20 protein-coding genes and 1 rRNA gene are annotated in these 21,173 nt (G+C 47.9%); 20 read left to right on the top strand and 1 reads right to left on the bottom strand.

Features of this window, described 5'->3' with window-relative positions:
• The first annotated feature begins 184 nt into the window (after nt 1–184).
• The 6 genes from spoIIE (at nt 185) to ftsH (ending at nt 8,517) form a co-directional block, all read left to right on the top strand.
• A complete protein-coding gene (spoIIE, locus tag WQ57_RS18045; protein ID WP_046525164.1) occupies nt 185–2,644 on the top strand; it encodes a stage II sporulation protein E in 2,460 nt (819 codons plus the stop codon).
• Nucleotides 2,645–2,726: 82 nt separating this feature from the next.
• A complete protein-coding gene (locus WQ57_RS18040) occupies nt 2,727–3,464 on the top strand; it encodes a vWA domain-containing protein (RefSeq protein ID WP_046525163.1) in 738 nt (245 codons plus the stop codon).
• Complete coding sequence (locus tag WQ57_RS18035) at nt 3,433–4,395, top strand: protein kinase domain-containing protein (RefSeq protein WP_046525162.1); 963 nt, start codon at nt 3,433–3,435, stop codon at nt 4,393–4,395. The genes WQ57_RS18040 and WQ57_RS18035 overlap by 32 nt, the downstream gene beginning before the upstream one ends.
• 68 nt (nt 4,396–4,463) lie before the next feature.
• Entirely contained in the window at nt 4,464–5,846 is a 1,383-nt protein-coding gene (tilS, locus tag WQ57_RS18030; RefSeq protein WP_046525161.1) for a tRNA lysidine(34) synthetase TilS, read from the top strand.
• A gap of 22 nt (nt 5,847–5,868) precedes the next feature.
• Nucleotides 5,869–6,414 (top strand): hypoxanthine phosphoribosyltransferase, encoded by a 546-nt coding sequence (gene hpt / locus WQ57_RS18025; RefSeq protein ID WP_046525160.1) that lies wholly within the window; start codon nt 5,869–5,871, stop codon nt 6,412–6,414.
• A 132-nt stretch (nt 6,415–6,546) separates the two neighbouring features.
• Nucleotides 6,547–8,517 carry an ATP-dependent zinc metalloprotease FtsH gene (ftsH, locus tag WQ57_RS18020; RefSeq protein WP_046525159.1) on the top strand — a complete coding sequence of 657 codons (1,971 nt, stop codon included), beginning with the start codon at nt 6,547–6,549 and terminating at the stop codon, nt 8,515–8,517.
• A gap of 59 nt (nt 8,518–8,576) precedes the next feature.
• Here the strand turns inward: ftsH and WQ57_RS18015 are convergent, their stop codons facing one another.
• A complete protein-coding gene (locus tag WQ57_RS18015; RefSeq protein ID WP_046525158.1) occupies nt 8,577–8,939 on the bottom strand; it encodes a hypothetical protein in 363 nt (120 codons plus the stop codon).
• A 107-nt stretch (nt 8,940–9,046) separates the two neighbouring features.
• Here WQ57_RS18015 and WQ57_RS18010 point away from each other — a divergent pair, with 107 nt between their 5' ends.
• From WQ57_RS18010 to WQ57_RS17945, 14 genes are all read left to right on the top strand, one after another.
• The gene (locus WQ57_RS18010) at nt 9,047–9,823 is read left to right on the top strand and encodes a type III pantothenate kinase (RefSeq protein WP_046525157.1); all 777 of its coding nucleotides are present in this window, start codon (nt 9,047–9,049) and stop codon (nt 9,821–9,823) included.
• 26 nt (nt 9,824–9,849) lie between these two features.
• Nucleotides 9,850–10,728 (top strand): Hsp33 family molecular chaperone HslO, encoded by an 879-nt coding sequence (gene hslO, locus WQ57_RS18005; RefSeq protein WP_046525156.1) that lies wholly within the window; start codon nt 9,850–9,852, stop codon nt 10,726–10,728.
• A gap of 19 nt (nt 10,729–10,747) precedes the next feature.
• Nucleotides 10,748–11,614: a peptidyl-prolyl cis-trans isomerase gene (locus WQ57_RS18000; RefSeq protein WP_046525155.1), complete on the top strand. Its 867-nt coding sequence runs from the start codon at nt 10,748–10,750 to the stop codon at nt 11,612–11,614.
• A gap of 169 nt (nt 11,615–11,783) precedes the next feature.
• Nucleotides 11,784–12,707 (top strand): cysteine synthase A, encoded by a 924-nt coding sequence (gene cysK, locus WQ57_RS17995; RefSeq protein WP_046525154.1) that lies wholly within the window; start codon nt 11,784–11,786, stop codon nt 12,705–12,707.
• Between the two features lie 113 nt (nt 12,708–12,820).
• On the top strand, nt 12,821–14,236 hold the full coding sequence (pabB, locus tag WQ57_RS17990) for an aminodeoxychorismate synthase, component I (protein ID WP_046525153.1): 1,416 nt from the start codon (nt 12,821–12,823) through the stop codon (nt 14,234–14,236).
• Entirely contained in the window at nt 14,233–14,841 is a 609-nt protein-coding gene (gene pabA / locus WQ57_RS17985; RefSeq protein ID WP_046525152.1) for an aminodeoxychorismate/anthranilate synthase component II, read from the top strand. The genes pabB and pabA overlap by 4 nt, the downstream gene beginning before the upstream one ends.
• Nucleotide 14,842: 1 nt before the next feature.
• The gene (gene pabC / locus WQ57_RS17980) at nt 14,843–15,703 is read left to right on the top strand and encodes an aminodeoxychorismate lyase (protein ID WP_046525151.1); all 861 of its coding nucleotides are present in this window, start codon (nt 14,843–14,845) and stop codon (nt 15,701–15,703) included.
• A gap of 13 nt (nt 15,704–15,716) precedes the next feature.
• Entirely contained in the window at nt 15,717–16,556 is an 840-nt protein-coding gene (gene folP / locus WQ57_RS17975) for a dihydropteroate synthase (RefSeq protein ID WP_046525150.1), read from the top strand.
• Nucleotides 16,549–16,908 carry a dihydroneopterin aldolase gene (gene folB / locus WQ57_RS17970; protein ID WP_046525149.1) on the top strand — a complete coding sequence of 120 codons (360 nt, stop codon included), beginning with the start codon at nt 16,549–16,551 and terminating at the stop codon, nt 16,906–16,908. The genes folP and folB overlap by 8 nt, the downstream gene beginning before the upstream one ends.
• A gap of 1 nt (nt 16,909) precedes the next feature.
• Nucleotides 16,910–17,410 carry a 2-amino-4-hydroxy-6-hydroxymethyldihydropteridine diphosphokinase gene (gene folK, locus WQ57_RS17965; RefSeq protein WP_046525148.1) on the top strand — a complete coding sequence of 167 codons (501 nt, stop codon included), beginning with the start codon at nt 16,910–16,912 and terminating at the stop codon, nt 17,408–17,410.
• A complete protein-coding gene (locus WQ57_RS17960; RefSeq protein WP_046525147.1) occupies nt 17,362–17,583 on the top strand; it encodes a helix-turn-helix domain-containing protein in 222 nt (73 codons plus the stop codon). Before folK ends, WQ57_RS17960 begins: the two co-directional genes overlap by 49 nt.
• A gap of 30 nt (nt 17,584–17,613) precedes the next feature.
• Nucleotides 17,614–18,609, top strand: a complete 996-nt coding sequence (dusB, locus tag WQ57_RS17955) for a tRNA dihydrouridine synthase DusB (RefSeq protein ID WP_046525146.1) — start codon at nt 17,614–17,616, stop codon at nt 18,607–18,609.
• A 183-nt stretch (nt 18,610–18,792) separates the two neighbouring features.
• Nucleotides 18,793–20,274, top strand: a complete 1,482-nt coding sequence (gene lysS, locus WQ57_RS17950) for a lysine--tRNA ligase (RefSeq protein WP_046525145.1) — start codon at nt 18,793–18,795, stop codon at nt 20,272–20,274.
• 353 nt (nt 20,275–20,627) lie between these two features.
• Nucleotides 20,628–21,173, top strand: a 16S ribosomal RNA gene (locus WQ57_RS17945); the annotation flags it as partial.

The following is a 21,173-nucleotide window of genomic DNA, read 5'->3' as shown; positions in this document are numbered from 1 at the left end:
AAGGCACAAGATATATAATACCGAGCGAATGGATTTATGTCAATAAGAATTACAAAGAAATTTGTCGGGACAAAGCTGGGAAACAGTCGAACGAAAGTGAATGACTTGTCCTTATTTTTGACAAAATTCTGATAATTTGTCTTTTATAATGAAAAATAACGAAAAAATGCAGGGAGTGGATCAAATGCAAAATGCGGAAAGGAATATCGTTGAGCCGATAAGAGAGGTTATAAAGCCAAAGTTTGACCTATCCGGTTTCGGTGCCAGACTGCAGATGAAAATCGAAAGTGTCTTTCTGAAGAAGGGATATCTTTTTCTAATTATTGGGTTCCTGCTTGGCAGGGCATTGATCCTCGCGCAGCTGACTCCATTCAGCCTCCCCTTCTTCGCCGCTGTTTATTATATCCGAAAGGACCGAGCCCCCATTGCCCTCATTGGACTAGTAGCCGGCGCTGCAACATTGGGACTCGTGGAAGCGGCGTTTACTCTTGGATCCATTTTTTTGTTTCTCCTGCTCTATCGCCTGACGTCTAAATATCTAAATAATGAACTGACAAGCCTTCCCTTCCTTGTATTTATCACTATTTTGACAGGTAAGATGCTGAAAATCCTGGTGACAAGCGGGAACATGACTGTCTATGAAAGTGCCATGGCAGGGATTGAAGCAGGGTTGGGCCTGATTTTGACGTTTATCTTCCTGCAGGGAATCCCGCTTTTGACAGCCGGGAAACGGAAGCCTTCCTTAAAGACGGAGGAAATTGTCTGTTTGATCATCATGCTGGCATCTGTGATGACCGGCACCATTGGCTGGACGGTCTATGACTTATCGGTGGAGCACACATTGGCCCGTTATCTGGTGCTTGTGTTTTCGTTTGTAGCTGGGGCTACGGTCGGCTCCACAGTCGGGGTCGTAACCGGCCTGATTTTCAGCCTGGCCAGTGTGTCGAGTTTTTACCATATGAGCCTTCTGGCGTTTGCAGGCTTGCTAGGAGGGTTATTGAAGGAAGGGAAAAAGCTTGGTGTCGCACTCGGTTTGATGATTGCCACTTTACTGATTGGCATGTATGGGGAAGCCGGTGGTACCCTGAACAAGTCGGTTCTGGAATCTGCTGCTGCCATCCTGCTCTTTTTGCTGACCCCAAATTCATTGACTTCAAGGATTGCGAAACATATTCCGGGCACGCCCGAGTATTCGGCTGAACAGCAGCAATATATGAGGAAGATCCGGGATGTCACGGCCCGCAGGGTTTCGCAATTCTCCAATGTCTTTCAGGCATTATCCAAAAGTTTTTCGACTATGGAGGCCCATACGGATGGGGAAGATGCGGACCGCGAGCTTGATTATTTTTTAAGCAATGTGACCGAAAAGACATGCCAAACATGCTTTAAAAAGGATCATTGCTGGGCAAGGAACTTTAATACAACCTATGACTATATGCGTGACATTATGCATGAAATGGACGGGCAGGGGGGAACGGTGTCTCCCCGGCTTACGAGGGAGTGGGACAAGCATTGCACCCGGTCGAAAAAAGTCCTTGAGATCATGCAGCAGCAACTAACTTTTTACCAGGCAAACCGCAAGCTCAAAAAGCAGGTACAGGAGAGCCGGAAACTGGTGGCCGACCAGCTTCTTGGAGTTTCCGAGGTTATGGAAGACTTCGCGAAAGAGATACAGCGGGAGCGTGAAAACCATCATAAGCAGGAGGACCAGATTTTATCAGCCATTCAGGATTTCGGACTCCAGATTGAACATGTCGAAATTTATAGCCTTGAACAGGGAAATGTGGATATCGATATGACGATCCCATATTGCCGCGGCCACGGTGAATGCGAAAAAATCATCGCTCCAATGCTTTCAGACATACTAGGTGAGACAATTGTGGTCAGTTCCGAAGAGTGTGCATCTTTTCCGAATGGATTCTGCCATGCGACTTTCAGGTCAGCCAAGGCTTACGTTGTGATGACAGGCGTGGCCCATGCAGCCAAAGACGGCGACCTTGTTTCCGGGGACAGCTATTCAACTATTGAACTGGGAGGAGGAAAGTTTGCGATTGCGATCAGTGACGGGATGGGCAATGGCGAACGGGCCCATTCGGAAAGCCAGGAAACTTTGCTGCTGCTTCAGCAGATCCTTCAATCCGGGATTGAAGAAAAGGTGGCCATCAAATCGGTTAACAGCATTCTTTCATTAAGAACAACCGATGAGATTTTCTCGACGCTAGATTTGGCAATGATAGATCTCCAGAATGCTTCCACTCGTTTCCTGAAGATCGGCTCAACGCCAAGCTTTATCAAGCGCGGAAACAAGGTTCATAAAATCCAGGCCAGCAATCTGCCAATGGGAATCCTCCAGGAATTCGAAGTGGATGTCGTAAGTGAACAGCTGAAGGCGGGGGACCTCTTGGTCATGATGAGCGATGGCGTTTTTGAAGGGCCTAAACATGTGGAAAACTATGATGTATGGATGAAACGCAAAATTCATGAATTGCAGACCGATGACCCACAGGCTGTAGCCGACTTGATTATGGAAGAAGTGATCCGTTCGCGCTCAGGGCTGATTGAAGATGACATGACCGTGGTGGTCGCGAAAATCAATCACAATATTCCAAAGTGGGCCTCCATCCCGGTACAAAAGCAGGCATAACGTTTATTTTATGTGCAAAAAGTATATTTATTCTCCTCCAGGTCAAAAATGGTAACAAAATTAGGACTTGGAGGGAGATTCTATGAAAACGGGGACTTTAAAACAAGTATTGCTGATCACGGACGGCTGCTCCAATCAGGGTGAAGATCCGATTGCAATGGCTGCCCTCGCAAAAGAGCAGGGTATTACCATTAATGTCATAGGAGTTATGGAAGAGGATGTCATCGATGACCAGGGACTAAAGGAAATTGATGGAATTGCAATGGCTGGAGGCGGAGTCAGTCAGATTGTTTATGCCCAGCAGCTGTCACAGACGGTCCAGATGGTGACCAGGAAAGCGATGACGCAGACCTTGCAAGGTGTGGTGAACCGCGAGCTCAAGCAAATTTTGGGCGGGACAGGGACGATGGAAGACCTGCCGCCAGAAAAACGCGGTGAAATCATGGAAGTGGTGGAGGAACTGGGAGAAACGGTGCAGCTTGAAGTGCTTGTCCTCGTCGATACAAGTGCAAGCATGAAACACAAGCTGCCAACCGTCAAGGAGGCATTGCTTGATTTAAGTTTAAGCCTGAATGCCCGCAGTGGCGATAACCGATTTTCAGTGTTTGCCTTTCCTGGGAAACGCGAGGAAGTCGAGAAGCTGCTTGACTGGACGCCAAGGCTTGAATCTCTCTCCTCTGTTTTTTCTAAGCTGGCTGTCGGCGGCATTACGCCTACAGGACCGGCGATTAGGGAAGCTATCAGTTATTTCGAGAAAAAACGATCGTTAAGGAGCCTGCTTTCCCGTGATGATGAATCATTCTTTGAAGAGTCTGTGTAACCTCGCCCAGGGAACAGCCATTCGCGGAAAATGGCATGGCCAGCATTATACGGTCATCAAACAGCTTGGCTATGGAGCAAATGGAGTCGTTTATCTCGTTCGGACAGCAGACGGACAGGCTGCACTGAAAATGAGCGACAATGCTTCTTCCGTCACATCGGAAGTGAATGTTTTAAAATCTTTTACCAAGGTCCAGGGATCTGCCCTTGGGCCTTCTTTGCTGGATGTAGACGATTGGGAGCAAGGCGGGGGACAGACGAGCTTTTATGTAATGGAATTTATTAAAGGTCCCGACCTGCTTTCTTTCATTCAGCAGAAAGGCCACGATTGGCTGGGGGTGCTTATCTTGCAGCTATTATCCGACTTGGAGGGTATACATAGGAATGGCTGGGTCTTTGGTGACTTAAAGCCTGAGAATTTGATTGTGACCGGCCCCCCTCCAAGAGTCCGCTGCATTGACGTGGGAGGAACCACTTTAAAGGGGAGGGCAATAAAGGAGTTCACCGAGTTTTTTGACAGGGGCTATTGGGGCATGGGCTCCAGGAAGGCCGATGAAACCTATGACCTGTTTGCGGTCGCCATGGTGATGATCAATACAGCCTATCCAAAGCGGTTTGCCAAAAAAGGGGGAGGGACAGACCAGCTGATGCCGCTTGTGAGGCAAAGCGAATTGGCCAAGTATGCTGTTGTGATTGAAGGGGCCTTGACCGGACGCTATCAGTCAGCTTCGGAAATGAGAAGCAGCATCCTGCAGGTCCTTCAGCCCGCCAGGAAAAAAAGGGCGGCAGCCGATTCCAAAAGGGCGGCTACAAGGACAGCAAGGGGTGCTGCCAGCCAACAGAAAAAGAGCGGCGGTTTTGGGGAAACACTTTTAATTATTGCTGTTATTTCCATGCTCTATTTTTTTTATATTTATGTCCAAATCCTTTAAATAGTTGAAACCATCCGCAAGATTGTCCGTATAATAGGGATATCATCTGCAGAAGGAAGAGCAAAAAAATGATTGAACAAAAAGTAAAGTCTTTTCTGGAGAGGCATTCTTTTCCGCTTAAAGGGAAAAGAATAGCTGTAGGAGTTTCTGGGGGGCCGGATTCCCTCGCTCTGTTGCATTTCCTGTGGGAATGGCAGGAACATTTTGACCTGCACCTTATGGCCCTCCATATGGACCATATGTTCCGGGGGGAAGAGTCCTACCAGGAAGCGTTGTTTGTCCAGAATTTCTGTCAAGAACGAAACATTCCTTTTGAAATGTTTCGTTCGAATGTTCCCCGTTACATCAAGGAGACGGGGAAGAATCCCCAGCTGGCTGCCCGGGAGAGGAGATACAGCTTCTTCGAAGAGATGATCATAAAACATGACCTCCAATGCCTTGCGCTGGGACATCATGGCGATGATCAGATTGAAACCGTGCTGATGAGGCTGACGCGCGGCAGTACAGGGAAGGCGAGGGCCGGCATCCCGTTTACACGGAAGCTTGGCAAGGGGATGATTTTCCGCCCATTTTTATGCCTTTCCCGCAAGGAGATTGAGGAGTATTGTGAGCTTCACCAGCTTGAACCGCGCAGGGATCCGAGCAATATGAAAGAGGTATACAGCCGCAATCGTTTCCGGGGGTCCGTCCTTCCGTTTTTGCATCAGGAAAACCCGCTGGTCCATGAGCATTTTCAGCGTTTTAGTGAAGAATTGGAAAGCGATGAACATTATCTTGCTGAATTAACTGGGGCCAAAATGAATAAAGTAATGAAGAAAACAGAGGAAGAAGTAACGCTGGATATTGGTCCTTTTCTAGAGATGCCAATGCCTTTACAAAGAAGAGGGATTAAACTAATATTAAACTATCTCTATGAAGAACACCCTTCTTCTCTTTCCGCTGTACATATTGAAAGCATCTTTTCAATCATACGCAATCCCCACCCTTCCGGTACGCTTGACTTTCCAAATGGTTTGAAAATCACCCGCTCGTATGGAAATTGCTTTTTTCAGCTCCATCCTGCAGAGTGGAAGCCATTTTACGTGGAGCTTCATGGTCCGGGTTTGGTGCAGCTGCCAGGCGGAGGCCGGATTGAGGCTTTTTGGCAGTCAGAACCATTTGATCCCGTGGACACCGGCTCGTTTCTGGTTGATGTCAGGGAAACCGGCTTTCCGCTTATCGTCAGGACAAGGAAGCCGGGGGATCGGATGACGTTAAAAGGGATGGCAGGTACAAAGAAGTTAAAGGATATTTTTATTGATAAAAAAATCCCGGTTTCCGAAAGGGACCGCTGGCCGGTGGTGACAGACCGCAATGGCCGCATCCTCTGGCTGCCAGGCTTGAAGAAGTCAAGCCATCTACCTGACGGGGCAGAAACAGAGGAAGTAATAAAGCTTATATACAGGCAATGAATTCTTCCAGGGGGCACAGACCATGAAACAGGATATTGAAAAAGTATTGATAACAGAAGCTGAACTTCAGGAAAAAATAAAGGAGCTCGGCGCTACACTAACAGAAGAATATAAAGACCGCTTTCCTCTCGCGATTGGCGTCCTGAAAGGGGCAATGCCATTCATGGGGGATCTGTTGAAGAGAATGGATACCTATTTGGAAATGGATTTCATGGATGTCTCCAGCTATGGAAACTCGACTGTATCATCAGGTGAAGTGAAAATCCTGAAAGATCTTGATACTTCCGTTGAGGGCAGGGACATTCTGATTATTGAAGACATTATCGACAGTGGATTGACTTTAAGCTATCTTGTCGAACTTTTCCGTTATCGAAAAGCGAAGTCCATTAAAATTGTCACACTTCTGGACAAACCGACGGGAAGGAAGGCCGATCTTAAGGCAGATTATATCGGTTTCATCGTTCCGGATGAATTTGTTGTCGGGTATGGCTTGGACTATGCGGAAAAGTACCGGAACCTTCCATATATTGGCGTTTTGAAGCCGGAAGTCTACACAAAAGGCGAGTAGGGGAAGCGGGACTGGAAAACGGTCTGAAGCTTTGTGGGACCAACGTTTCTGACAAGGGTAATTCCTTGTGCAGCGGCATTTTCATATGATACTATTTAGTATAGTTTGTTTTACTGTGGGAGGAGGTAAGGGATGAATCGGATTTTCCGTAACACCATCTTTTATTTATTAATATTTTTAGTCATTATAGGGGTTGTCAGCTTTTTTAATGGGAGCAATCAGCCTACCGAGCACATTAAGTATGATGAATTCATCAGCGAGCTTGAACAGGGTAACGTTAACAACTTTACTCTGCAGCCTGAACGCGGAGTGTTCGAGATAAGAGGCCAGCTTGAAGGCTACGAAGAGGGCAAATACTTTTTGACTTATGTGTGGAATAGCGAAGCGCAGCTGGCGGAACTGAGGGACGCGGCTGCACAGGCGGATATTGAAGTTCTGCCGGCGAAAGAAACAAGCGGCTGGGTAACATTCTTTACTTCCATCATTCCATTCATCATCATCTTCATTTTATTCTTCTTCCTGTTAAACCAGGCACAGGGCGGCGGAAGCCGGGTTATGAACTTCGGCAAGAGCAAAGCCAAGCTGTATAATGACGAGAAGAAAAAAGTCCGCTTCAAGGATGTTGCGGGTGCGGATGAAGAAAAGCAGGAACTTGTTGAAGTAGTGGAATTCCTGAAAGACCCGCGCAAATTTGCGGAGCTTGGTGCTAGGATACCAAAGGGGATCCTCCTTGTGGGGCCTCCGGGTACAGGTAAGACTTTGCTAGCCCGTGCGGTTGCCGGCGAGGCAGGCGTACCGTTCTTCTCGATCAGTGGTTCCGACTTCGTCGAGATGTTTGTCGGTGTCGGTGCTTCCCGTGTTCGTGACTTGTTTGAAAATGCGAAAAAGAATGCACCTTGTATTATTTTCATTGATGAAATTGATGCAGTTGGACGCCAGCGTGGTGCGGGCCTTGGCGGCGGACACGATGAACGCGAACAGACGCTGAACCAATTGCTTGTTGAAATGGATGGCTTTGGAGCCAACGAAGGAATAATCATTGTGGCGGCAACAAACCGTCCTGATATCCTCGACCCTGCGCTATTGCGCCCAGGCCGCTTTGACCGCCAGATCACGGTTGACCGTCCGGACGTCAATGGACGTGAGGCGGTTCTGAAAGTGCATGCACGCAATAAGCCTTTGTCCGAATCCGTCAATATGAGGGCGATCGCACAGCGGACACCAGGCTTCTCCGGTGCCGACCTCGAGAACCTTCTTAATGAAGCAGCCCTCGTCGCGGCTCGCCAAAACAAGAAGAAAATCGAGATGGAAGATATTGATGAAGCAACAGACCGCGTCATTGCAGGACCTGCCAAAAAGACGCGTGTCATATCCAAGAAGGAACGGAATATCGTGGCTTTCCACGAAGGAGGGCATACCGTCATCGGCCTTGTGCTCGATGAGGCCGACATTGTCCACAAGGTAACCATTGTACCTCGCGGCCAGGCTGGCGGGTATGCGGTTATGCTGCCAAAGGAAGATCGTTATTTCATGACGAAGCCAGAGCTTCTTGATAAGATCACCGGGCTCCTCGGCGGCCGCGTCGCGGAAGAAATCGTCTTTGGCGAGGTAAGTACAGGCGCCCATAACGACTTCCAGAGAGCAACAGGCATCGCGAGAAAGATGGTAACGGAGTATGGAATGAGCGACAAGCTTGGGCCGCTCCAGTTTGGCCAGGCCCAGGGCGGGCAGGTTTTCCTTGGCCGCGACCTTCATAATGAACAGAATTATTCCGATGCGATTGCATATGAAATCGACTTGGAAATCCAGCGTATCATCAAGGACTGTTACGCAAGAGCGAAGCAAATCCTAACAGAGCATCGTGACAAGCTTGACTTGATTGCCAATACACTCCTCGAGGTAGAAACCCTCGATGAGGAACAAATCAGGCACCTGGCAGACCATGGCAAGCTTCCTGACCGCAGTGGGCCAGTAACTGTCGATGCAGGAGACGACGTCAAAGTCACCATCAACTCCAAAAAGGATGAAACAGCTCTGAAGAATGCTGAAAACTCCGGAGAGGCTTCCGAAAACACTCCGAACGAAGATAAGCCTAAAGAATAACGAAAGAGACGCTCTTAACAGGGCGTCTTTTTTTCTGTTTGGGCATTGGATTACTGGAATTATAATCGACTGGCAAATAGAACGAGGAAACCGGACAATAGAAAGGTGCCTGGCAAATAGAACAGGAAAGTTGGCAAATAGGACCGGGGAAACGGCAAATAGAAGAGGAAAACCGGCAAATAGAAGAGCGGAATCGGCAAATAGAACAGGAAAATGGGAAAGTAGAACCAGTGAACCGGCAAATAGAACGGGAAAATCGGACAATAGAAAGGTACCCTGGCAAATAGATCGGGAAAATCGGCAAATAAGACCTGGGAAACGGCAAATAAAAGTGCAAAAACAGTAAATAGAAGAGCGGGAACGGCAAATAAAACGAGGAAATCGGACAATAAAAACGATTGAGCCATCCCTGCGCTTTTCATCCATGTCCAGCTCTGGCGCCTTCTCTTTTCCTTTTTGGTTTTTGAAGATTATGGTATGATGTTGGCAGTGTTTTCTGTCTGAAAAATTTCGTAAAGTGGTGAGATACTTGATTTTAGTGATAGATGTGGGCAATACGAATATCGTATTAGGGGTATATAAACAGGATGAACTAAAGCATCATTGGCGAATTGAGACAAGCCGGAATCGAAGTGAAGATGAATACGGCATGACGATAAAAGCTTTGTTTGACCATGCCGGCCTTTCTTCCTCCGACATTAATGGCATCATTATATCTTCGGTAGTGCCGCCGATCATGTTTGCGCTTGAAAGAATGTGCCAAAAATATTTTGATATAAAACCATTGGTTGTCGGTCCTGGAATCAAAACAGGCTTGAACATCAAGTATGATAATCCACGCGAGGTAGGTGCTGACCGGATTGTGAATGCGGTGGCTGCCATCCATGAGTACGGCAGTCCGCTGATCATTGTTGACTTCGGAACGGCAACCACCTATTGCTATATAAATGACAAGAAGCAGTATATGGGCGGTGCGATTGCGCCTGGCATCGGCATCTCCACGGAGGCTCTATACTCAATAGCAGCCAAGCTGCCGAGGATTGAAATTACCCGGCCGGATGACATTATCGGGCGCAACACCGTTTCCGCCATGCAGTCGGGAATTTTATACGGATATGTCGGGCAGGTAGAGGGAATAGTTAAACGGATGAAAGCTAAAGGGGACACTGACCCGACTGTGATTGCCACGGGAGGGCTCGCAGGCCTCATTGCGGAAGAGTCCAGCGTAATTGACATTGTCGACCCATACTTGACCTTAAAAGGATTGCAGCTTATTTACGAGCGGAATCTTGATCTGGCAAAATAGTTCACCGACGAGAAAGGAGCAGACTAATGAATGATTATTTGGTAAAAGGATTGGCTTTTGACGGACAAGTGAGAGCCTATGCTGTCAGGACGACAGAAGCAGTAGCTGAAGCGCAAAGGAGGCATTATACATGGCCGGTTGCATCGGCAGCACTTGGCCGCACAATGTCGGCAGGTGTCATGATGGGTGCGATGCTGCAAGGTGATGATAACTTGACGATCAAGGTCGAGGGCGGAGGGCCGATTGGCGTCATTCTTGTCGACAGCAATGCAAAAGGGGATGTCAGGGGCTATGTCTCCAACCCGCATGTCCACTTTGACTTGAATGAGCAAGGGAAGCTTGATGTCCGGGCTGCTGTTGGAACCGAGGGAATGCTTTCAGTTGTAAAAGACATCGGCCTTCGTGACTTCTTCACTGGCCAGGTGCCGATTGTGTCTGGCGAGCTGGGCGAGGACTTCACCTATTACTTTGCGGTTTCGGAACAGCTTCCATCATCTGTTGGGGTGGGGGTGCTTGTAAACCCGGACAACAGCATTCTGGCTGCCGGAGGCTTCATTATCCAGCTTATGCCTGGGGCCGCCGAAGAAACAATTGACGAGATTGAGCGGAGGTTAAAGGAAATCCCGCCGGTATCAAAGCTGATTGAGAAAGGATTGACTCCTGAAGAACTTCTCGAACAGGTATTGGGGAAGGAAAATGTGACATTCCTTGAGACTATTCCTGTTGCATTCAAATGCAAGTGCTCGAAAGACCGCTTTGGAAGCGCGATTATCAGCCTTGGGGCGGAAGAGATACAGGATATGATTGCCAAGGATGGCCAGGCGGAAGCCCAGTGCCATTTCTGCAACGAAAAATATGTATTTGATAAAGCTGAATTGACAGAAATGATGAATCAGGCGCAATAAAAACCTGGGGGAAGACAAATTGGGGAAAAGACAGCTGTTGATGGCCGTTGTTGCTTTGGGCATCCTTAATATCCTGACACTTTCTTTCTTCTTGTCCCGTCCGGATTGGAGAGCAGGGAAGGAAACTGTTGCCACGGTCGGAAAGGAAGAAATCACCAGGCAGGAATGGCTGGGGGAAATGGAAGCAAGGTATGGGGAAGAAACTCTGCGGGATTTGGTGGATCAGAAGGTCATTGAAAAAATGGCGGCCAAATATAAAATCAAGGTCTCGGATACTGATGTTGAACAGGAATTAACGATGTATAAGGTGCTGTATGGGCCGCAGGGGCAGAATTTTGACGATGAACAATGGCAGAAACAGGTGAAGCTTGGCTTGATGCTTGAGGAACTGCTTACCAAGGATGCTGTTTTTTCGGATGAAGAATTGGAAGAGTACTACCGCCAGAACATGAGCTTATTTGAGATTCCCGCTGCCTACCGTTTGTCACAGATCATTGTGAAAACGGAGGAAGAAGCACAGCAGACGATTAAGGAGCTTGAGGAAGGATCCAGCTTTGCCGCCCTGGCCATGGAGCGGTCCTTGGACGAGTTTTCCGCCAACCAGGGGGGAGAACTGGGCTTTGTGAGCGAGGAAAGCGAAAGAGTGGAACCCCAGGTTCTTGCCGAAGTCCGGGGTATAAAAGAACAAAGCTGGAGCAGACCTATCAAGCTCGAGACCGGTTATGGCATCGTTTATCTGCATGAGAAAGTGGAAGGGAAGAAATACGCATTTTCGGAAGTTAAAGACCGGGTGCGCAGACAGATGGCGGTGGAGCAAATGGATCTTCCGGTTTCAGCGCGGAACTTCTGGTCCGAAGCGGAAGTCAGCTGGTTTTACGGGAAATAGGAAAAAACTAATTTAAAAAGCATGAATCAGAAATGGTTTGTGCTTTTTTTCTAACTTAAGCTTAAAATTGGTCTCCATGCTGGCAGAAAATGTTTGACAATACCTGAAAAGGCTGATAAATTTAAATTAAACCAATTAATTTACTCGGATTAATGATAGGGGGATAAAAATGGTAAGGATTGCAAACTCCGTTACGGAACTGATTGGCCAAACACCGATTGTTAAACTGAACCGCCTGACAGACGAGAACAGTGCGGATGTGTATCTAAAACTGGAATACATGAACCCGGGGAGCAGTGTTAAAGACCGTATTGCTTTGGCTATGATTGAAGCAGCCGAAGAAAGCGGAAAGTTTAAAGCAGGTGACACCCTGATTGAGCCAACAAGCGGCAATACGGGAATCGGCCTTGCAATGGTGGCTGCTGCCAAAGGATACAAAGCAATTCTTGTCATGCCTGAAACAATGAGCATGGAGCGCCGCAATCTTTTAAGGGCATATGGAGCAGAGCTTGTCCTCACTCCAGGGCCAGAAGGAATGGGCGGTGCGATCCGCAAGGCGGAAGAGCTGGCAAAGGAAAACGGCTACTTCATGCCTCAGCAGTTTAAAAACGAAGCCAACCCGATTGTCCATGAGAGAACAACCGGACCTGAGATTGTCGAGCAAATGGGCGACCAGCTTGATGCCTTTATTTCAGGAATTGGTACAGGCGGGACCATTACAGGTGCGGGAAAAGTCCTTCGTGAAAAGTACGAGGGAATTCAGATTGTGGCTGTAGAGCCTACAGATTCTCCGGTACTTTCCGGCGGAAAGCCAGGACCGCATAAAATCCAGGGAATCGGTGCCGGTTTTGTGCCGGATGTCCTCGATACCGGAATCTATGATGAAATCATCCAGGTGCAGAACGAGCAGGCATTTGAATATGCACGCCGCGCAGCGAAGGAAGAAGGCATTCTTGGGGGAATTTCCTCAGGAGCAGCCATCTATGCTGCACTGCAAGTAGCCCAGAAGCTTGGAAAAGGCAAAAAGGTGCTTGCTGTCATCCCGAGCAACGGCGAACGCTACCTAAGCACACCGCTTTACCAATTTGACTAAGATGATCGTGAAGAGGCATGCCTTCGGGTATGTCTCTTTTTTTGTGGAAAAATAGGAAACAAGCCCAAGCTTCATGTATGATGATAGGGAGACAATTAATAGGGGTGCAAACGATGCCGAAATATGGTATTTATTATAAAAAGCTTGCATATGAGCATGACAGATTTTTTCGCCAGTATGCAATTATAGCCACAGATTTTAAAGAACATGTACTGCTGGAAAGCGGCAGGGGCGGTAGCTATTCCGTGGCAGCCTTTGGTCCGGCGGCAGTATTAACAGGAAAAGACAGAGAGCTGACTGTCAGGGATCAGCATGGGACAACCAAGCTTTACGGCAATTTGCTGGCGGAGATAAAAAAGTGGATGGAGACATATCAGGTGGAAACAGCAGATGAGCTCCTGCCGGATTTCCGGGGAGGAGCCATCGGTTTTATCAGCTATGATTATGCCCGTTCCATTGAAAAGCTCCCGCAAATTGGTGCTGATGATCTGGCGATGCCTGAAGTCCATTTCTTTGTTTTTGACCAGTGGTTTGTATTTGACCATGTGACAAAGCAGCTTTGGATCATGCTGCTTGCAGAAGAAGGCCGGGAGGAAGCGGCTGAGCAAAAAGCGGATGAATGGCTCAAGAGATGGACCAAGACAGGGGAAGCCGGCCAATTGCCCCAGCGTGTTTCAGCGGGGGGAGAGATGGAAGTCTCAATGGGTGAATCGCAGTTCATCGATGCGGTTCAAAAGATTCAGCACTATATTTCCCAGGGGGATGTCTTTCAGGTCAACCTTTCTGTCAGGCAGACCCGGCCGCTGGAAGCTCACCCTCTCAATGTGTACCGTAAACTGAGAGAGTTCAACCCCTCTCCCTATATGGGCTACTATCATACAGAAGATTTTCAGCTGGTCTGCGGATCGCCTGAGCTGCTAGTAAAGAAAAAGGGACGGGAAGTGAGCACCCGCCCGATTGCGGGAACGCGTTCGAGGGGCAGGGATGAATTGGACGATGCCAGACTTGCTGCAGAGTTAATCCATAACGAAAAAGAACGGGCGGAACATGTTATGCTTGTCGACCTGGAGCGAAATGACCTGGGAAGGGTATGCCAGTATGGCACTGTTGAAGTGGATGAGTTCATGGTAATTGAGAAATACTCCCATGTTATGCATATCGTTTCTAATGTAAAGGGAGAACTCCGCCCTGACAGTAACTGGGATGATGTCATCCATGCTGTGTTCCCCGGCGGGACAATCACGGGTGCCCCGAAGGTTCGGACAATGGAAATCATAGAAGAACTTGAACCGGTCAGAAGAGGGCCTTACACCGGGTCGCTTGGGTGGGTTGGATTTAATGGTGATATGGATATGAATATCATCATCCGTACATTGCTTGCCAAGGAAGGAAAAGCCCATATCCAGGCAGGGGCCGGAATCGTCATCGACTCAAATCCGCAAAATGAATATAAAGAATCGCTCAAAAAGGCTTTCGCGCTATGGAGGGCAAAAGAGCTCGCAGAATCAGAAAAAGGTGAGAATACATGATTTTAATGATTGATAATTACGATTCTTTTACCTATAATCTCGTACAGTATCTTGGAGAACTGGGGGAAGAACTGAAAGTCATCCGCAATGACCAGCTGACAACAAGCGATATTGCAGAAATCAAGCCAAAATATCTCATGATTTCGCCGGGGCCTTGCTCGCCCAATGAAGCAGGCATCAGTCTTCAGGCGATTGAGCAGTACGCAGGCGATCTGCCGGTGTTTGGTGTCTGCCTTGGCCACCAGGCAATCGCACAGGTGTTTGGAGGGGAAGTGATTCAGGCGGAACGGCTGATGCACGGGAAAACATCCATGGTCCATCACGATGGCAAGACCATCTTCAAGGGAATTGAATCCCCATTCCCGGCCGCACGGTACCACAGCCTGATTGTAAAAAAGGAGAGTCTTCCGGACTGCCTAGAAGTGTCTGCATGGACGGATGAAGGGGAAATCATGGCCATCCGCCACAAGACATTGCCAGTGGAAGGAGTACAGTTTCATCCCGAATCAATACTGACCACAGCGGGAAAGCAGCTGCTGCGCAACTTTATCGATGCTTATGGGGCCAATAAAAACCCCATCCTGGCAGGCAAGGGTGCTGAATAACTTGATTGTTTTTGCAAATGGAGAATACATCAGCAGTGATGAGGTGAAAATTTCACCTTTTGACCATGGTTTTTTATACGGGCTAGGACTATTTGAGACATTCCGCATCTATGAAGGACATCCCTTTCTGCTGGATGACCACCTGGCCCGGCTTAATGAAGGCCTGAGGACCTTGGGTATCAAAGCGGAATACCGTCGGCACGAAATTCTGCCGATATTGAAGGGACTTCTGGCAGCAAATTCATTGGAGAATGCCTATGTCCGGATGAATGTTTCGGCAGGCAATGGAGAAATTGGGCTCCAGACTGCAGAGTATGAAGAGCCAAACCTGATTCTCTTTATGAAGCCGCTCGGAACGCCTTCACAATTGGGGGAGAAGAAACTGGCTTTACTGAATATCAGGCGGAATACCCCGGAAGGTGCCACCCGCCTAAAATCGCACCACTATCTCAATAATATTCTTGCAAAACGGGAGCTCGGAGCATCCTCCGAAGCAGAGGGCATCTTCCTGACGAGAGAGGGCTTTCTAGCCGAAGGGATTGTCTCCAACCTGTTTTGGACGGAAGGTGAAACTCTTTTTACGCCGTCTGTCGAGACGGGTATCCTCAACGGCATTACACGTCAATTTGTGATGAAGCTGGCAGGTAAACTGCAATTGGGAGTGCAGGAAGGCTTTTATCCCCAAGAGGCATTGCTGGAGGCAGAGGAGCTATTTGTGACTAATTCCATCCAGGAAGTTGTGCCTGTTTCCATGTTTGGACAGAAAACATTTCCTGGGAAAGAGGGCAGGGTAGTACAGGCATTATCGCGGCAATATGGGGAATGCCGGAGGAAACTATGGACCAGAAACAGTCTGCAATAGGAGGGTATAACATATGGAACAAAAGCAAGTGATACAGGCGGGGCCGTATGAACTGGATTACCGAAAAAAGACGCTGATCATGGGGATATTGAATGCAACCCCGGATTCCTTTTCGGACGGCGGAAAGTACGCACAAATTGATGCAGCACTAACATATGCAGCCAAGATGGTGGATGATGGGGCGGACATCATTGATATTGGCGGTGAATCCACCCGTCCGGGGTATACCAGGATTTCCGATGAGGAAGAAATTGAGCGGATTGTGCCGATCATCGAGGCGATTTCAAAAAATATTGAGGTAGCCATATCGGTCGATACGTATAAATCCAAAGTGGCGGAAGCAGGGCTTAAGGCAGGTGCACATATCATCAATGATATATGGGGCGCTAAGGCCGACCCCGAGATGGCCAAAATAGCGGCACAGTATGATGTTCCGATTATCTTCCAGCATAACCGGGACAACCGGGACTATTCCCTTTTTGTCCGTGATGTGCTTAATGATGTTTACAAGAGCATCGGCTTGGCGAGAATTGCAGGGGTGAAGCCGGAAAAAATCATCTTGGATCCCGGAATTGGGTTTGCGAAGGACTTTGATCAGAATATCGAAATCATGCGTCATTTGGATACGTTGGCTGCCCTTGGCTATCCCGTGCTGCTTGGAACTTCAAGGAAAGGTTTCATTGGACAAGTCCTTGATCTCCCTGTTAACGAACGCATGGAAGGGACCGGAGCCACCGTCTGCTACGGCATTCAAAAGGGCTGCCATATTGTCCGGGTTCACGATGTAAAAGAAATAGCCCGGATGGCCATGATGATGGATGCATTGTTAGGAAAGGGTGAGGGCCGTGGATAAAATCCACCTTAGAAAAATGAGCTTTTATGGATACCATGGTGTTTTCCCAGAGGAAACGAAGCTCGGACAGCGGTTTGCGGTTGACCTTACGGTGGAGGTTGACCTGTCTGCAGCGGGCAAAAGCGACAGGCTTGAAGATTCCATCAACTATGCCGAGCTGTATCAAATCTGCAAGGATGTAGTTGAAGGCGAGCCCCTTAAGCTCGTGGAAGCAGTGGCGGAGAAGATTGCTTCCGCTGTCTTAAGCAACTATAACGCCGTGGCAGTCTGCCATGTTACCGTCATTAAGCCGGACCCGCCTATCCAAGGGCATTACGAATCTGTAGCTGTAGAAATTACGAGGAGCCGTTAAAATGGAAAATACCGCCTATCTTGCATTGGGATCCAACATTGGAGACCGTTTAGGGTATCTTGGGAGAGCTGTCGAGCTTCTGCACAGGCATGAAAAAATAGAAGTGGTAAATACTTCTTCCATTTATGAAACGGATCCGGTAGGCTATACGGACCAGGATGCCTTTTTAAACATGGTGGTCAAGGTCCAGACCTGCTTGGGCCCACTTGATTTGCTGGAAGCTGTCAATAAAATTGAGGCAAAACTTGGTAGAAAAAGGGGAATAAGGTGGGGTCCAAGGACTTTGGACCTTGACATATTGCTGTATAATCAAGAGAATATTAACTCGGAGAAACTGACAGTCCCGCATCCGCGTATGCAGGAGCGTGCTTTTGTCATGATTCCATTATTGGAGATTGATTCTGTATCACTGCCAGGCAGTGACAGTATAACCGACATAGAAGGAGTCCGAATATGGAAGCGGAAAAATGGGGAAGACGTATTCGCGCTTTTCGTAAACTGAAGGGTTTTACACAGGAAAGTTTTGCAAAAGAGCTTGGGGTTTCGGTTTCCGTCCTGGGAGAAATAGAGAGAGGCAACAGGATGCCAGACGAATCGTTTCGCAGCCTGGTTGCCTGCATGCTGGATATCAGCGTGGAGGAACTGGCTCCTCCCGGAGAAAAGAACAATTGTTAAATAATAAAATAAAGAGCGGGAGGTAGAATGATGCTTAAAATCGGAGATGTTCAAATAGACAACCCGGTCGTCCTTGCGCCGATGGCCGGAGTATGCAATTCTGCTTTCCGGCTGACAGTCAAAGAATTTGGTGCAGGCCTTGTGTGTGCGGAAATGGTCAGTGACAAGGGCATTGTGTTTCAAAATGAAAAAAGCCTGGATATGCTGTATATTGATGATCGCGAATATCCTCTCAGCCTGCAAATCTTTGGCGGCGCAAAAGAAACACTTGTACAGGCGGCCAAGTTCGTCGACAAAAACACCAATGCAGCAATAATTGATATCAATATGGGATGTCCAGTTCCTAAAATTACAAAATGCGATGCCGGAGCGAAATGGCTTCTTGATCCTGACAAAATCTATGATATGGTGGCGGCTGTAGTCGATGCTGTAGACAAGCCTGTTACCGTCAAAATGCGCATAGGCTGGGACGAGGATCATATCTACGCCGTGAAAAATGCCCAAATGGTTGAACGTGCAGGCGGCAGCGCGGTTGCCCTCCATGGCCGGACCCGTGTTCAAATGTACGAAGGGAACGCCAACTGGGACATCATCCGTGAAGTGAAGCAATCCATCAGCATTCCGCTGATTGGCAATGGGGATGTACAAACTCCGCAGGATGCAAAACGAATGCTGGATGAAACAGGTGCAGACGGCGTGATGATCGGCCGTGCGGCACTGGGCAATCCATGGATGATTTACAGAACGGTTAAGTATCTTGAGACTGGCGAATTGATAGGTGAGCCATCTGCACGTGAAAAGATGGATGTTTGCATTCTCCATCTTGACCGCCTGATTGCCTTGAAGAATGAACATATCGCCGTTCGCGAAATGCGCAAGCATGCAGCGTGGTACCTTAAGGGTGTCCCAGGCAATGGGAAAATCCGCAGTCTTGTCAACGAGTGCAACACACGCGACGAGCTTGTGAACCTGCTCACCAATCATGCAAATGAGGTGGAAGCCGCAGCACAATCACAAGCGGTTTAATTTGACAATCCAAGGTAGTTTTTCTATAATACCAATGTAATTGACAACGACTGCCAGTGGAAAACTGGCAGTTTTTTTGTATATATGCATTTTATGATGTCTGAGCTGACTCTTTTGTGTAAAATAATAAAAGTATCTATTCAAAGCTTACATACAACAATTCAACTATTGGAGTGAAAATAAATGAGTGAAGAATTAAATGACCAATTGCAGGTCAGAAGAGAGAAAATGAATGCCCTCAGGGATAAGGGGCTTGACCCATTCGGCAAGCGCTTTGAGCGGAGCCACGATACAAAGCAGCTGGTTGAGAAATATGGAGAACTTGAAAAGGAAGCATTTGAATTAAATGAAGTGGCCGTAACAATTGCCGGCCGGATTATGACCAAGCGGGGGAAAGGGAAAGCGGGATTTGCGCATCTGAAAGACCTGACCGGGCAAATTCAGATTTATGTGCGCCAGGATGCCGTAGGCGAGGAGCAGTATGCCATCTTTAATGAGGCTGACCTTGGAGACCTCGTTGGGGTTGAAGGCACTCTTTTCAAAACCAAGGTTGGGGAACTGTCCATTAAAGTTACCGATTTTGTGTTTTTGACAAAAGCTTTGCGCCCGCTGCCAGACAAGTTCCATGGTCTGAAGGATATTGAGCAGCGCTACCGCCAGCGGTACCTTGACCTTATTGTAAGTGATGAAAGCAGGCAGACCTTCATTAACCGCAGCCGGATCATCCAGGCGATGAGGCGCTACCTTGACGACCAAGGCTATCTGGAAGTGGAAACGCCGATGATGCATTCGATTGCCGGCGGAGCATCTGCCCGTCCATTTATCACCCATCATAATGCGCTGGATATGACTCTTTATATGCGCATAGCAATTGAGCTTCATTTAAAAAGGCTGATTGTCGGCGGGTTGGAGAAAGTGTACGAAATAGGGCGAGTATTCAGGAATGAAGGAGTATCCACCAGGCATAATCCTGAATTCACAATGATTGAGCTGTATGAAGCATATGCAGACTATCGTGATATCATGTCGCTCACTGAAAACCTGATTGCCCATGTTGCCCAGGAAGTCCTTGGAACGACTACCGTCCAGTATGGGGAACATGAAATAGACCTTAAACCGGAATGGAAAAGGCTCCATATGGTGGACGCGGTCAAGGAATATACAGGGGTAGACTTCTGGAAAGAAACGAGCACCGAAGAAGCGCGCCAGCTTGCCAAGGATCACGGAGTCGAAATTACCGAGCATATGCAATATGGTCATATCGTTAATGAATTCTTTGAGCAGAAGGTAGAGGAGAAACTCATTCAGCCAACGTTTATTTACGGCCATCCGGTTGAAATTTCTCCGCTTGCTAAAAAGAATGATGAAGACCCTCGCTTCACAGACCGTTTCGAGCTCTTCATTGTTGCCCGCGAGCATGCCAATGCATTCACGGAGCTGAACGATCCAATCGATCAGCGCGAGCGCTTTGAAGCACAGCTGAAAGAAAAAGAGCAAGGTAATGATGAGGCGCACGAAATGGACGAGGATTTCATTGAAGCGCTGGAATACGGAATGCCTCCAACCGGTGGATTGGGAATTGGAATAGACAGGCTTGTCATGTTATTGACAAACTCACCGTCAATCCGTGACGTACTGTTATTCCCATTAATGCGTCATCGTTAAGATTAAGAAGGGCAAAGCAAATTCGCTTTGCTCTTTTTTTATATGGAGTTGTGTGAATACTTTTATTTCAATTCGGAGACAAAAAAATTACAAAAACATATTGCCACAACATAATAACGGTGGTATATTAATATCTGTTGCTGCGAGACAGCAAGACAGCAAGTTAAATGATAAAAAAACTTGTTGACATCAGTTGTTTAAACTGATAATATATAAGAGTTGCTTCATAAGAAGTGACTTTGAAAAATTGCTCTTTGAAAACTAAACAAACAAGCGTCAACAAACAATAATATTCATGGCTTCTATTATAGGAGTACATGAGCCAACGTTTTATTTTATGAGCTAATCACTCTTTATTGGAGAGTTTGATCCTGGCTCAGGACGAACGCTGGCGGCGTGCCTAATACATGCAAGTCGAGCGGACTTGAGGGAGCTTGCTCCCAATGGTCAGCGGCGGACGGGTGAGTAACACGTGGGCAACCTGCCTGTAAGACTGGGATAACTCCGGGAAACCGGGGCTAATACCGGATAATTCATTCCCTCACATGAGGGAATGCTGAAAGACGGCTTTTGCTGTCACTTACAGATGGGCCCGCGGCGCATTAGCTAGTTGGTGAGGTAACGGCTCACCAAGGCCACGATGCGTAGCCGACCTGAGAGGGTGATCGGCCACACTGGGACTGAGACACGGCCCAGACTCCTACGGGAGGCAGCAGTAGGGAATCTTCCGCAATGGACGAAAGTCTGACGGAGCAACGCCGCGTGAGCGAAGAAGGCCTTCGGGTCGTAAAGCTCTGTTGTCAGGGAAGAACAAGTACCGGAGTAACTGCCGGTACCTTGACGGTACCTGACCAGAAAGCCACGGCTAACTACGTGCCAGCAGCCGCGGTAATACGTAG

Source organism: Mesobacillus campisalis, from assembly GCF_000986785.1.
Taxonomy (GTDB): Bacteria; Bacillota; Bacilli; order Bacillales; family Cytobacillaceae; genus Mesobacillus_B; species Mesobacillus_B campisalis.
This window is presented reverse-complemented; position numbering and strand designations above follow the sequence as displayed.